Below are 14,174 nucleotides of genomic sequence, written 5' to 3'. Positions count from 1 at the left end.
GGCGTTTGAGGGCGGTCAGGCTGTGTGCCTAGGTCGGTTGTCCACTCTGGAACTTCGGCTGACGCTTTTGGCAGCCAAAAGGATCGCAATTCGGCGCCGGTTGTTGCGACATGGGGATGGACTATGAGCAGGGACAATTTACCGGTTCGCCGGATGACAGTTGAACAGCAGATTGAACATCGGCGGCGCTGCCTGGTCCTGGTGGACCAGGCATTAACCGCATTGCGCGAGGCCGATGAGTTATTTCGGGTGGCCACGGGTAATGCACATGGCTTCTTGGTGTTGTGCTCCTCTGAGCATCGCAGGCTGAGTTTTCCTGAGCGGCATTCGTCATTTCTTGAGGCGGTGACGAAACGTTTTGATCGGGACGCGTGGCTGTATTTGATGGAGGCAACCGGGCTGCGTGCATTAATGGATCATGAGGCCGTGGAGAGCTTCCGGAAAGCCCTTGAAACGGATCCTCCGGCATTGGATGGGGATGCCGTTGGGGCAACGTTCAAGCAATTCTATGGGGATCGGGAGAAGACTTTTCGTCGTGGAATCGTGAACGTGTTTAAAGGATTGGTTCGGCCCAAGTATCGGTCTCACGATTCGTTCAAAATTGGCCGGCGCGTCATTCTGACGGGAGCGCTCTCGGAGGTTAGCCGGTATGTGAAAAGGCGTTCTGAGCTTGCCGATATTGAGCGGATTTTTTACGTGGTGGATCACCAGCCCCTGCCTGACCCTCAATACGATGCGGCCGCGAGGATTCACATGGCGCAGGCGAAACATGAAACACGCTGTCAGACGGACTATTTCGAGTTGCGGTGGTTTGATAATGGCAATGTTCATGTCTGGTTTACGAGACCGGATCTGGTAGACCGTGTGAACACGCTGATTGCAGACCATTATGGGGAGAGTTTGCCAGGTCAGCGGTGATCGAGATTGAAGTTCATTGGCGATCCCTGCGGGCCGGGCTGCTCCGGGTTCGCTATTCGCTCATCCCGCCGTTGGCGGGACTGACGCCCTCCGTATCCCTATCGCTTCCGACCTCCGGTCGGGCAGGCCGCTGTGCGGCCCGCAGTAGGATCCCCGCGCAGCGGGGCCCCGGGTGTGGTCAACAGACGCTGGCGCGACTGTTAAGACGACCACACGAAGGCCAAGTGGCGCAGCCACCTGGCCGGAGGGGGTTCAGCTCCCGCAGTTCGATCCCGACCTTCCTTCATCCGTTATGCACCCTCAGCCACCGGACCAGCCCTGGCAAGGTCTACTCGCTGCGCTGCGTTCCACCTTGCCAGGGCCGGCCCGGCGTCTGCTTCGACGGGTGCGGATGAAGGGCGGTCGGGATCTACCAGGCAGGCGGGGGTCTGGTCGCATCACCAATAAGGCGCGGGCCGTTGGCCCGGCTGGTGTTTATGCCGGGCGCTGCCCGGACCCGGCGGAATCCGGACATTCAGGATCAGGGGTGGGAAATCAAGCCTTTGGTGTTTAAAAAAAGAGCCTTATTTATTTGCTTAAATGTTTACCCAGATGTTTATTTTTGCTATTATTTACTCATGGTTTAGACGTTAGGTCAGCCATCACGTTCGCCGGTGTATCGAGGCGAGTTAGGAGACTCCCATCATGAAAAAAGATCTTTACGCAGAAATCACCTCTGAGTTTTTGGTTGCTCTGAAAGAAGGCGTTAAGCCTTGGGTTTGCCCGTGGGAAAAGCGCGGGATGCTGGCGCTTCCGGTCAACATGACTACAGGGAATCCCTACAGCGGAATCAATGTGCTGTTGTTGGCGATGCGAAGCTACCAGGCCGGGTTTACCAGTAACGAGTGGGTGACCTTCAAGCAGGCTAAAGCCAGTGGCGCAACGGTTCGAAAAGGGGAGAAGGGAACGCGTTGTGTGTTCTTCAAGCCAGTAGAGAAAAACGTGGTCAATGAAAACGGCGAGACGGAAACCGAAGCCTATACAGTGATTAATTCGTTTACGGTATTCAATCGGGATCAACTGGACGGTATCGAAAAGCCGGCTGTAGAACCTACCTGGGCGCCAATCGCAGACGCGGAAGCCCTATGCGAAGCATTTGACTGTGTGACTGTTCATGGAGGTGATAGCGCCCATTACATCCCGTCAGTGGATCGTATCCACATGCCAGAACGCGAGCAGTTCGCTAAGGGCGAGGATTATTACGCCACACGTCTGCATGAGATGGCGCACGCGACCGGGCATAAATCACGACTGAATCGGGAGCTGATCGGCAAGTTCGGATCAGACGCCTATGCCTTTGAAGAACTGGTAGCCGAGTTTACGTCCTGGATGGTTTGCAGCCGTATCGGTCTGGAAGGGGAGATGCAGCACAAAAGTTACCTGGCACATTGGATTCGGATTCTGGACTTCGACAAGAAAGCGCTGTTTAAAGCCGCGTCTCTGGCTCAAAAAGCCCATAACTATATGTTGGCTCGCCTGGAGGACGCACAGCAGGACCAAGCCGCATAGATCACAGGGCCCCGCCGGGGCCCTTTTTCATGTTCGCCGGTAAACCGTGGCGAGTTAAAGGGAGCAAAGATCATGAAACATTTTGAACTTGTCTCTAGAACCAACGATATTTTTCGTAAGACCCTGGCGCGCCGCCTGGGTGTGGTAGCCATAAGCCGTAGGGTGCGAGTTTTACCCGCAGACCGGAAGAGGGAGCTGTTTAACCTGGTACGAGGGGAGCACAGTTTTTCTGTGGCGGCTGCTGTGGATTATCACGATGTCGGCGTTGTTCACCTGGACCGGGAGCAATATGTTTTCAGGATTGAATACCGGGAGAAGGGCAGTGGGGAGAGGATCCCGGTGAACCAGGTGCATCCGGATCGATGCTTTCGCGTCCTAAAAATTCTGCATACCTATGAAGCTTGACGGGTTGACCGAGGGGAGGCCGACGGCCTCCCTGGTCAACTGATTAGGCTCTTTCCATTTCCCCTGTTGCTGGTTGCCCTGTTGATGGTTGGGTGTCGCCAGAGAATTTCGGCTGCGCCCGTTTCATTTTCGAAATTTCCTTTTCACCCTTCTGCACAGCTTCTTCGATTGCGTCTCGGATGATCAGACTCAAGTCAAAACTCAGTTCCTGGTCAATTTCCTGGATTTGATCCCGCAAGTGATCTGCCCGATTTTTCAGAGAGCGGGGAACCTTGGCCGAGACGGTTACAGAGTCTTCCCTGGTTTTTGCAAACACGGATCCTTTCAAAGCCATATCTAGCCTCTTTTGTTTACCAATGGTTTACCAGATAGCGCCCCGGTCCCGAAGGAAAACGGCCAGGCCGTAAAAGCCGGCGGTTGGGGGACTGCCTGGACCTCAGCGGCCTGCTGCCGCCCGGTTTTTCTCACACCCTACGCAGCTTACGCTGCAATGCTTCAGGCCTTGTGCCACAAGGCCTGAAGCGTATGCGCTATGCAGCGCATACGGTATACACACCTCTTGCCCTCACCAATTGGCGCAAGGCCTAGCGCGCATACGGAAAACATATTATTATATGAAAACAAATAAATCTATATGGAGCGGCAAGGATGAGGGCGGTATCCATTCGAGTGTCCGAGGACACCATTACCTTTGTTAAGCAGGAAGCTCGGCGTCGGGGTATCAGCACCGAGTCTGAAATGTGGCGAATCATCATTGAGCGTGGCATTGCCGCCACGGAAGGGGCCAACGGGAAATTGGATGCCCTTCTAAAGATAGGGGTTCAGACGCTGTGCCTCTCCCAGCGCGTTGCTGGTGTTCACGAAGAATCACTTATTAATGCGGCCCGGGAGGATTCGATAGCCATCCTGGAAAAGATGGGGGTGTTGTAGATGAGCATTTTCCGGGGTTCAGGAGTAGGTAATTTCACTCGTGGTGGTCAAACCACCATCCATTATTTCCGAATGATTTGGCAGGTAGTCGTTCAGTTCTCAAGAGCCTGTCTGGTTTTATTTATTGCAGCGGTTGCGATCACTTATTGGATCAAGACGGACCCGATTGAGAGATCCATAGCGATCGGATATGCCGAGGCCTACGTCAAACACGAAGGTCTGAAACTGGAGGATTCAACTGTTTCTATTACTTACCCGGATGGGCGCGATCGGGTTATCCCGGCGGCGGGGTATCTGAGGAATTCCGGGGTACAGGAGATTGTTGGTAGGAGCTATACCGCACTGCTGTTTGGCGTGGTGACTGGTTTGGTGTCACTGGTGATCTTTAGCGCGCTGGTTTTCCGATTTCTCAACTCGACCGGTAAAGGCTTCTCAGATGAGGAGTTTGTCCGGGGAGGCAAACTGGTTGATGCAAAGGAGCTTGGTAAGACCGTGAAACGCACCACGAAAACCGCAGGGCTGAAGATGGCGGGTATACCAATTCCGAAGGATTCAGAGCCTGCTCATTTCTTGGTAGTTGGGGCTCCAGGTACCGGCAAGTCAGAGACGTATAAAGAAATGCTGAGTGAGTTCAGACGGCGCGGTGAGCGGGCGGTTGTTTATGACCCGGCGGGGGATATGGTTTCCCACTTCTTTCGTGAAGGCCAGGATGTGATTCTGAGTCCTTTTGATGCGCGTGGTCGGTCCTGGGATCTGTGGGGCGAGTGCAAAGAAGAGTATGAATTCGATCAGCTGGCTGCATCCTTCATTCCCGAGCAAAAGTCCAACGACCCGTTCTGGACGCAGGCCGCAAGACTGGTATTTTCAGCAATGGCAAGGAAGCTTGCGGATCACCCACAACGCTCTAATCGACTGTTTGTGGACAAAATCCTCAATGCTTCTCTGGAAGAGATCATTGGGTATCTTAAGGGTACCGAAGGGGCGGCCATACTCGCGGAGGGCGCTGAAAAAATGGCCGCGTCGGTAAGGGCGGTTCTGGCAACGTATGTGCGATCTCTGAAGTACCTGCAAGACTCTGACGATCCCTTTTCGATCAAAGACTGGGTAAAGAATGACGGCGTCGACCAGTGGATCTTCATTACCAGGAAAGATGACCAAAAAGAGGTTGTTCGTCCCCTGATTACGGCATGGTTGGACACGGCGTCCTCGGCCATTTTGTCAATGAAACCCTGCCGAGACAGGCGTATCTGGCTGATGATCGATGAGTTGCCCAGTTTGAACCGGCTGCCCTCGCTGACCGATACCCTGGCGCAATCCAGGAAGTTTGGCGGCTGCGGTGTTCTAGGGGTGCAGTCGTACCCTCAATTGGTTGGTATTTATGGTCGGGACGATGCCGATGCCCTGGTGGGCATGTGCTCCACCTGGGCAGTATTTCGGTTCAATGAGGACCGTTCTGCAAAGTGGGCCAGTAACGGGCTGGGGGCCACGGAGCAGCTTGAAACGAATGAAGGCATATCCTATGGCGTAAACGATATCCGAGACGGTGTATCCCTTTCGCGCCAGCGGCAGCTAAGACCCATTGTGTTGCCGACGGAAATTTTATTCCTCCCTGACCTGCATGGCTATTTGAAGTTAGGGCGAAGTTTTCCTGTGGCTAAGTTTGTGCTCAAACGAAAAGAACTGAAGCGGCGGGTGGAGGGTTTTGTTGATCGGAAACTGAACGTGGAGGAAGTGATTGTCGATGAAGATCTTCACGGCGATGCCGACGTTTCCATTGATGGAAAAACCGAGGTGGAGCAAACCCCTGATCAAATGGCGTTGAAGTACCGGGATGGAGCCATTCTATGATCAGCATCAAAGCGATTGGTAGCGCAAAGGTGGCGAGCAGCTACTACAAGGATGCGGATTACTATAGCCGCGACGAAAACGGGGAGAAAGAGTCAATTCCGACCCAGTGGTTTGGAAATGGAGCGGCCTTGATGGGCCTGAGTGGTCCCGTTGACATGAAGGTATTTGAGAATGCACTAGAAGGCCGATTGCCTACAGGGGATACCCTGGGTAGGGCTAACGGCAAAGGCGGTATTGAGCATAAGAAGGGCTGGGACTTTACGCTTTCTGCTCCCAAGTCGGTATCAATCATGGCGTTGGCCGGTGGCGACGAGCGGCTGATTAAGGCTCATCAGGAATCAGTTAAAGCAGCGCTGGGTTACCTGGAGAAGAACCTGGTGGGCGGCCGGAAAAGTGAGAATGGCGTGACGCGGTTTGTTCGCACCGAAAACATGGCTGCGGCCATGTTTACCCATTCGACTTCACGGGCATTGGACCCTCAGTTGCACACTCATAGCGTCATTCTTAATGCGACCCTCCGGGACGACGCACAGTGGCGCTCTATCGAAAGCGGTCGCATGTACGATAACTCCATGCTTATTGGTCAGATTTACCGTTCAGAACTGGCGATGAAAGCGACCGAGTTAGGTTATACCGTGGTTCCAGGTAAAAAAGGCACGTTCGAGCTTAAAGAGGTTAGCCAGGAGCTCCGGGGCTTGTTCTCGAAGCGCCGAAAAGACATTGAAGCTGCCGCAAAGGAGCGCGGGTTGGAAGGCGCTAAGGCGATGGATCGAGCGTCGTTGATGACCCGCGATAGCAAGAAAACGGCGACAAAAGAGGTTCTCTTGGAGCGCTGGTCTAGGGAGTTGAAAGAGGCCGGATTAACGCTCCCGGCTATCCCGTTGAAGCGGATTGAGCGGGACAAAGAGCACGAGAATGCTGATTCCGGCAAGTCTCAGCCAGCTCAGCCCAAAGGCAAGGATTCAACGACACCTGGTCCAGATCGGGTAAAGATTGATCCGGAAGTTCAACCACGGAGCGACACGGCGCCTGGGGGGCCAGTCGATGAGAGGGAGACAGGGCCACAGGATCGAAACTCGCCTCAAGGGGAAGGTCGCGGCGAAAAGGTGTTTAAAGGCGAGTCCGCGAGAGATGATGTGATATTTGCCTACAGGAAACTCGCGGAGAGAGAGGCCGTGTTCTCTGAGAAAGAATTGCTGAAGACGACGATGAGTACAGCAGTTGGACGGCACAGCTTTCAAGCAGTAAATAGCGCTATTTCTGGCTTGAAAGAGGCCAAGATCTTACTGCCGGCGGTGGGGGTTAATGATAAGGAGGCTGATTATCTCACGACCCCTCAGGCCTTAAAAAAGGAACGTTACATCGTAGACCTGGTGAAGACCGGGCAGGGTGAGCTGAGGCCTATTGCTGGAAAGTCGGCGATCAAGGACTTCACCGGAAAGTTGGGCATGACGAAAGGCCAGCTTGACGGAGTTCAGACGATCGTTGGGACTAGAGATCGGGTGGTTGGGGTACAAGGCTACGCTGGTACCGGCAAAACCTACATGCTCCAGGCTGTGAAAGATATTGGTGAGCACCGGGGATATAAGGTGCGAGGTTTTGCGATGACTGGGGCGGCCGCCGAAGAACTGCAAAAGGGGGCAGGCATTGAGAGCCAGACCATTGCCAGTCACCTCTACGCCCTGGCAAATGGTGAAAAAGACTCCCAAGGCGGTATCGGCAAAAATAACAAAGAGATCTGGGTGATCGATGAGGCTTCATTGATAAATTCATCTCAAATGGCAGACCTTCTTACCTTCAGCAGGAAGACCGGTGCCAGAGTGGCCCTGGTTGGGGACAAGGCGCAAATCGGAGCCATTGAGTGGGGTAAGCCATTCAATCAGCTTCAGCGAGGCGGAATGAAAACCGCCGTCATGAACGAAATTCAGCGCCAGAAGGGGAACCCGATTTTGCTCAGCGCTGTGAAGGATAGTGTGGTTGGTGATGCGGCGAAGGCGCTCAAAAAGATTGATGGCCGAGTAGTTGAAGAGGCCGATAAAGCACAGCGTTTAAATAAGATAGTCGATCAGTATGTTGCCCGATCTCAGGGCGACCGTGCAGATACCCTCTTGATGATCCCAGACAATGAAACAAGAGGTGAGGTGAACCAGAGGATCCGGGAAGGTCTGCAACAGAGGGGTGAGCTGAACGCCGATTCAGCTTCGTTTTCGGTGATGGTCAGTCGTGGACTCACAAGGGTCGAAAAAGGGAGTGTGCGAGGCTATACGGCCGGAGATTATGTTGAATTTTCTAAAGCCTTTAAGACGCTTGGAGTGGAAATAAATGAACGGGTTAAGATCCTGCGTGTAGATGGCCAGAAAGTAGTATTCGAACGAGAGAATGGCCAGGTAGTTGATTGGAGACCCGATAAAGTAGCGGGCAGGGCAAAGCACGGCGTTGAAGTTTACCGTGAGGATGAGAAGAAGCTGGCTGAGGGTGATCAGATACAGTGGCGGAAAACCGATAAAGACCTCGACTTGAAAAACGGGCTGAAAGGCGAAGTGCTTAAAATTGAGGGCGACACGGCTACGGTCCGTTTCAAGGATGGCCGCGTCATTGATTTGAACATGAAGGATCAGAGGCACTGGGATCATGGTTACGCGTCTACTATTTTCTCGGCTCAAGGTCAGACATATCGCGACGCCATTGTTCTAGCAGAGAGCTGGCGCCGGAATCTGATAAACCAGAAAACGTTTTATGTGGCGTTGTCGCGGGCAAAAGAGAACGCCTATGTGTATACCGATGACAAGTCGAAGCTCATTCGGGGGATTGAAGAGAGAACCGGAGAAAAGACCAGCGCCCTAGAGGGCCGCCGGATTAGCGTTGAGAGGCTCTTCGCGGGTGATGGCCTTATTAAAGAAACTCGGCTGGAGAAAGCGACCAATGTGGTCAAAGAAGCCGTTAACAAAGCGGTTGAGAAGATTCGGGGCGGCCCTTCTAAGGAGATGTCCCTGTAGCAGAGGGAGAGTGCTATGTATTACCTGGTAGGCGTTATGAAGTGCATCATTGCTCCGCTTTTCACAAGCATGGTGTTCGCAGGATTAATTGTATCGCCGTGGTTGCGTGATATGACTATATGGGAAGTTACCTTTATTTTTGGAGCAATCAGCATTCTGGCAGGGGTCTTTTTTGGTCTCTTTTTCCATTACACGCGTGGCTGGATTCGCGCGCTGGGGTTTGTTCTGGTGATGGCTTATATATTTGGAATGGCTGTCGTTAATGGAGATGGCCGCTGTGATTGGCCACTTCCCAATGGCGAAATCTTCTCGTTTGATGTTTTCTGGTTTCCTTTTGGATTTATATTCTTTGGTTTTGTTGCATGGGTGTGTTTATACCCAAGGGAAGTACTATCAATTGGCGGCTCTGTATTATCCGGTGTCGCTGTGGAGGCTCTGAGAGACACGGATCGAAATGGGAGATAGACAAATGGAATGTTGGTGGTCAAATACTTTGCTGGGTCTGGCATTTGTCCTGTGCGCCTCAGGTTCATGGGCCCAGCAACCGATGGAGAAAAGAAATGGCACTTACGATGTTCAAACCATCAAGGAAATAACGAGTGCTACTAAAATTGCTCAGGTTTGCCTGGAGGACATCGAGGCGGAGAATGGTGTGGTGACGCAGGAAGATTTCAGGGTCTGTGACTGTGTCATTCTTGAGCTGATGGACTTGATCTCTTACAGAGAGTATTGGGAAATAGAGCAGAATATTCTGTATGGCCGTGACTGGAAGGAAACAGAAGCCATGCGTAGTACCAGGCCCCAACTGTTTGAGGCCTGTGATTGGCCAGGGTGACTATAACCGTGGTCCTGAGTGCTGACTTAGTTGGCTCCAAATTGCTGATGTGATGGAGCTGCTTAAGGATTCTGCCACTCTAGGTAATTGGCCAAATAGTCCAGGTTTTTGGCTGTAATCCAAAGCGTGTTGAGATCCAAACTCGACTTCTAGTATTTCGTGGTAGGTAGAAAGGCCATCTACCAGACCGAGAGTTACCGCTTCTTCCCCGGTCCAATAATCCCCACTGAAGAGATCTTGATGTTTGGCTAGTTTTTCAGCGCGGCCATGCTTAACCACAGAAATAAACTGCTGGTGAATTTGATTAAGCACTGTTTGAACTTTCTTTAAATCGTCTGTGGTCGCGTCCATGAAGGGATCTAGCCGGCGTTTGTTGTCGCCAGCGACGATGGTACGTGCCGAAACACCTGCTTTGTCGGCAAGCTCTTTGATGCCGAAAGATTGCTGAAAAACTCCAATAGACCCCGTCAGGGTTGCCGGATTAACAAGGATTTTATCGGCGGCTACCGCGACCATATACGCCCCAGATGTCAGCATATCGTCTCCTAAGACCACCAATTTCTTCCCGGTCTCCTTCTTCAACTGAGTTAAGTATTGGTGAAGCTTATGGGATTGGACTGGCGTCCCTCCTGGTGAATTAATAACTAACAAGACCCCCTTCGCCTTTTCGTCATGGAAAGCCTGATAAAGATGGTTTTCGAGTTGTTGCAGCGCAGTTGGCTTCCCCGCTTCAATAGGCCCATTTAACCGAACGAGGGAGACGTAGGATTCGCCTTTTGGAATCGTGATGCCACCAACAATACCTTGCGAGTATAGGATGTTGAACACGAAAATGGTCACAATAACCAGGATTAAACCGATTGAGCGGAAATTCGCGCTGCGCCTCGTTTTTCGGGTTTCCACCATGATTGCGTCAGCGAATGCGGTTTGCTGCCTGGTGAATGCGTCGATCAGTGTTTGCTCAGTAGACTTCTTTGGGGATTCCATTTTCTTCCTCCGTGATTGATGCCAGGGCCCGGCGTACCTTGCCGATGTACCGGTTTCTTGCTTTCTCAGCGCTCGTTGATTCTCGGAAGCCCGCGTTATATGCACCGATAGCCAACCAAGGCTTGCCCTTGGCGGTTACCATGTTTTCTGCCAAGATCCAGGCCCCCACGTGAATGTTGGCGCATGGATTGTTCAATAGAACGGATTCTGAAATGTTGTAGCGCTTTAGTCGTTGTAAGTGTTGAGAGTTGATCTGCATTAAACCGTAGTCTGTAGTTCCGTTACGGTTAGCTTCATTGATTGCGCCTGATTTCTCGCCCGACTCTACGCGGGCGATGGCACGGAGAACCCGAGCAGGTATCTGGTACCTTTTCGAGGCGTCCAAATAACAATGCTCCCAATCAGAAGCCGAGGCGGGGTTAGCGATAACCGCGGCGGCCAAGAGACCGGCCATTATCGTCAGTTTCATTTTTGTCGCTTCCTGTAAAATCTTTTCCTGAGTGATCGGATAAATGGTCGTAGGTTGTCGATGACCAGTATTCGGAGTCTGCGCGAATTGCTTGTATTTTCTCTTGAAGGTATGCCGCTCCAGCCAGATATCTGTCTTGCTCGGGGTTGAGCGAGGATGCTGAAACTTCGGTGCGCTCCACGACATCGAACGCCTCATTGAGAGTTCGTTTCACCGCTTCACGATTCATGCTGGATCGCTCGTTCTCTGCTACAGAGCCTGTGGAGGTTGTTGCTCCACCAACATCAAGTGGAGTCCAGTCGGGTGCTTTAAGTCCGGCGCGGAATTCCCATCCAATGCTCTCGTCTGTGGACAGAGACTGATCGCGTACGGTATTTAGCATTGAGGTTAGAGAATTGATAAATGCCAAACGGTTACCGGCATTCGCCCCGCCCTGTAGATTCTGCATAGCCGTCGCAAGCTCTTCTTGATGGCTAGGATCATCGCTCAAGGCCCACATTGCCGCGTTCGGGAATTCTTGACGGCCACCGGTTTCGACGCGGGTTGTGTCAGTTTCGGTGTGGCTGTTATCGATATTCGTTCCGTTATTTATGGCCGTAGAGTTTCCGGAAAGAGTGGAGCTGTAGACAATTTCGCCGTTGCCATTGAGGGCAAAAGTAACTCGACTGCTATCGGCTACGGAGTCGAGCTGTTTATCTGTGAACCAACCATGATCTTCATGCGCCCTGACCATTTCGTCCTTGGTCATGGAAAACGAGCCCGCTTCAGCAAGTCGATTTCTGAGCACAGCGCCAGCCAGGTCCATTCCAGATGCATCGGCAAAAAGCTCGAATTTCGAAAGATCTGCGGCGGTCCCGCTTTGTGCCATTGTCGCGACGTTTTGAACGTAGTCCACAACACCACCGCCACGCTGTGCAGAGGCACTTATGACGGCGTTAGCGTCAGCTCCATTACGAATAGCGTGGATACTTTGAGCAATCGCCAATTGCTCAGGCGGAATATTCTGTAAAGCCATTGAAGTGCCATGGTCGTTTGCCGCTGATGCGACACCACGGGCTTGGAAAATTTCTTCAGGGGTCAGGTTATTGGCAGCCATGTAATCCAATATGCCCGTTTGTTGCTGCTGCGTTGCGGTCGCCATAAACTCGGACATTTGAACAACTTCGTCGGCATGCCATCCTGTAGCTTGCAGCTTGCCCATGAGATCGGCATTAGAGGCCATTGCTTGAACTCTCCAAGCGTCGCCCCGATCCATGTCCGGATGTGCGTCCTGGATTCTGTCAACCATTGATCCAATAGTGGCAGCATCGCCTGAACTTCTATTAATGCTCGCTGCAGTCAGGTATTCAGATTGTGAGAATACATTTCTAAAGCCCATTTCATTTGATGAGTCCTTACGCCCAGCAGCTTGTCCAAAGCGATTTTGCGTCTCAATGTTCGAAACCCCGGCATCCAGATTTTTCATTTCTTCGGGGCCATTGGTAGCACCGCTAACTGTATTTCGTGCTTCCACTCCACCGAGTGTTTGCCCAGCACGTTGTGCCCCCTTGATTGCGCCCTGGCTGGCCGGGCCTCCTCCATATCCCATGCCAGAAAGGCCATCCATTTCCATGGTGGCCTGGCTCACATCAGTTGCGCGGTTGTACTCAGTAGTGTTGGAAACGTTGTCCCAACCACTTTCCGCAATCAGATTCGAGGTAGCACGGGCACTTGCGAGATCGTCCAAGGCCTTTGCGCTGGAGACTGGGGATTGATTTTGGTCAGCGGCTGACGAGCCTTGCTGATCCACCTGACCTGACCAGTTTCCGGCTAGGCTCGTAAGACCATAGGGCGACATTTTAAAAAGCATCGCGGCGATAAAGGCCGATATCCCGATTCCCATACCGCGGGCTTTGCCGAACAGAGAGAGCGCCTGGGTTGCTGATTCAGGTGCCAGAAACATTGCAGAGAGGCCCATCTGATGGCGTTGGATCTCCCGGATAGCGTCATATGCTTGGTCCATTGCAATCTGCGAGATGATCACATCAAGGATTCCCCAAATTGTGATCCAGCCGAGAAGCGCAATGATCAGCTTCAAGGCGGTCGGAAACATTGGGGTAACGATGAAGAGAACCAGGACGGGGATTAGGCCAAGAACGATAGCAGTTACGCTGGCTCGAATTTTTGGCATCCACTCGTTGGCCGCCACGGCAATACCCAACCCGTTAGTCATCATTGAGCGGTTGGTTAAAGCTCGAATTCCAGCGTCGGGGTTCTCATCGAGCATCACCTGTGACATTGCATTACTTATAACGACGTTTCTTAGGAGTTGGGCAGATGGGGCGCCCGGGGCCCCGAAAACGTTGGCGTTCATCGTTTGGATTTTCGTTTCACACGCTGTTTTCTGAGGCAGATTTGCTATGTCGAAGCCGCTTTTTACGCAGACAGTATCCAAGAATTCATCGTACGTGGCGGTTGCGTTGAGCTGCGGCGCTAAAAAATTGTCGTAGGCGTCATTGCAGCTCAGAACCGTGCCTCCCTTATTCGCACCGGAAGAGTAGTAGGTTGTAAACATGGATGCGGAGCGCATCTCGGCCAGAGTGGTGAGGAGGTCATCTGTGCCACTTTTTATGTCTTCCAGATCGACGTTGTAGGATGGCAATACCAGAGCGAGCTTGGAGCAATCCTTAAAATACTGACGGATTGATTTTTGGAGATAGTAGTTGCTGGAAAAGGTCCGGTCGGTGGTCGCGTTGAGGAGCAGTTCAAAACTCACGCCGCCGGCTTCATTTTCGTATGGATGTGCGGCTGAGGCATCGACGATGCGTTGGACCGCTCGCTCAGCTTTGTTCGTAACACCTGCAAGTAGAACAATCAGGTCCGGAACATCAGCGACGGCCTCATAGGCATTCCGCACAGGGTCGTAAACATGGATGGTGCCTTTTGGTGTGATCAGGGCTTTAAAGATGAGCACGCCAATGAGCGTGGTCATAAGCCAGGCCAGACTCAAGCCAGAGGCTGAGTTCTGAAAATTCATAATGCCCCTGGCGTAGGTGAACATGCCGCCGAAAAGCAGTCCGAAGACTACGGCAACGAAGAACAGGGTCGTGTATTCGTTGTTAGCGAAGACCAGGGATACCCGCTTGAAGGCGTTCACCGTCTCCGAGAAGCCGTCGTAGGTATAGAAATCCATATCCAAGGCGAATGCCTGAGCTGGCAGGGTCAAAAGCAAGAGGAATGCAACGACCCAATTCAAGGG

12 protein-coding genes are annotated in these 14,174 nt (G+C 52.4%); 8 read left to right on the top strand and 4 right to left on the bottom strand.

Translation table 11 applies throughout. The features are described from left to right. The first annotated feature begins 153 nt into the window (after positions 1–153). The 3 genes from ACUN9X_RS18470 to ACUN9X_RS18460 all read left to right on the top strand — a co-directional run bounded on the left by ACUN9X_RS18470 (position 154) and on the right by ACUN9X_RS18460 (position 2,871). On the top strand, positions 154–918 hold the full coding sequence (locus ACUN9X_RS18470; protein WP_445473983.1) for a DUF4942 domain-containing protein: 765 nt from the start codon (positions 154–156) through the stop codon (positions 916–918). Positions 919–1,602: 684 nt separating this feature from the next. Continuing rightward, the gene (locus ACUN9X_RS18465) at positions 1,603–2,466 is read left to right on the top strand and encodes an ArdC family protein (RefSeq protein ID WP_062786997.1); all 864 of its coding nucleotides are present in this window, start codon (positions 1,603–1,605) and stop codon (positions 2,464–2,466) included. A 72-nt stretch (positions 2,467–2,538) separates the two neighbouring features. Beyond that, positions 2,539–2,871 carry a DUF3768 domain-containing protein gene (locus tag ACUN9X_RS18460; protein ID WP_445473982.1) on the top strand — a complete coding sequence of 111 codons (333 nt, stop codon included), beginning with the start codon at positions 2,539–2,541 and terminating at the stop codon, positions 2,869–2,871. 43 nt (positions 2,872–2,914) lie between these two features. Here ACUN9X_RS18460 and ACUN9X_RS18455 read toward each other — a convergent pair whose 3' ends face one another. Then, the gene (locus tag ACUN9X_RS18455) at positions 2,915–3,205 is read right to left on the bottom strand and encodes a hypothetical protein (protein WP_445473981.1); all 291 of its coding nucleotides are present in this window, start codon (positions 3,203–3,205) and stop codon (positions 2,915–2,917) included. Positions 3,206–3,519: 314 nt separating this feature from the next. Between ACUN9X_RS18455 and ACUN9X_RS18450 the strand changes: the two genes are divergently transcribed. The 5 genes from ACUN9X_RS18450 to ACUN9X_RS18430 are packed head-to-tail and all read left to right on the top strand — an operon-like array spanning position 3,520 to position 9,480. Beyond that, on the top strand, positions 3,520–3,801 hold the full coding sequence (locus ACUN9X_RS18450; RefSeq protein WP_062786988.1) for a hypothetical protein: 282 nt from the start codon (positions 3,520–3,522) through the stop codon (positions 3,799–3,801). Then, entirely contained in the window at positions 3,802–5,649 is a 1,848-nt protein-coding gene (traD, locus tag ACUN9X_RS18445; protein ID WP_445473980.1) for a type IV conjugative transfer system coupling protein TraD, read from the top strand. After that, on the top strand, positions 5,646–8,645 hold the full coding sequence (gene mobF, locus ACUN9X_RS18440) for a MobF family relaxase (protein ID WP_445473979.1): 3,000 nt from the start codon (positions 5,646–5,648) through the stop codon (positions 8,643–8,645). The genes traD and mobF overlap by 4 nt, the downstream gene beginning before the upstream one ends. Positions 8,646–8,660: 15 nt before the next feature. Then, the gene (locus ACUN9X_RS18435; RefSeq protein WP_445473978.1) at positions 8,661–9,110 is read left to right on the top strand and encodes a hypothetical protein; all 450 of its coding nucleotides are present in this window, start codon (positions 8,661–8,663) and stop codon (positions 9,108–9,110) included. After that, entirely contained in the window at positions 9,100–9,480 is a 381-nt protein-coding gene (locus ACUN9X_RS18430; protein WP_445473977.1) for a hypothetical protein, read from the top strand. Before ACUN9X_RS18435 ends, ACUN9X_RS18430 begins: the two co-directional genes overlap by 11 nt. Here the strand turns inward: ACUN9X_RS18430 and ACUN9X_RS18425 are convergent, their stop codons facing one another. From ACUN9X_RS18425 to ACUN9X_RS18415, 3 genes are read right to left on the bottom strand one after another with little or no spacing between them, the layout of a single operon-like run. Next, positions 9,481–10,467 (bottom strand): S49 family peptidase, encoded by a 987-nt coding sequence (locus tag ACUN9X_RS18425; RefSeq protein ID WP_445473976.1) that lies wholly within the window; start codon positions 10,465–10,467, stop codon positions 9,481–9,483. It lies immediately after the preceding gene. Further along, positions 10,442–10,936, bottom strand: a complete 495-nt coding sequence (locus ACUN9X_RS18420; RefSeq protein WP_445473975.1) for a lytic transglycosylase domain-containing protein — start codon at positions 10,934–10,936, stop codon at positions 10,442–10,444. Before ACUN9X_RS18420 ends, ACUN9X_RS18425 begins: the two co-directional genes overlap by 26 nt. Then, positions 10,887–14,171, bottom strand: a complete 3,285-nt coding sequence (locus ACUN9X_RS18415) for a conjugal transfer protein TraG N-terminal domain-containing protein (protein ID WP_445473974.1) — start codon at positions 14,169–14,171, stop codon at positions 10,887–10,889. Before ACUN9X_RS18415 ends, ACUN9X_RS18420 begins: the two co-directional genes overlap by 50 nt. Positions 14,172–14,174 lie beyond the last annotated feature (3 nt).

The organism is Marinobacter sp. V032, from assembly GCF_052645435.1.
This window is presented reverse-complemented; position numbering and strand designations above follow the sequence as displayed.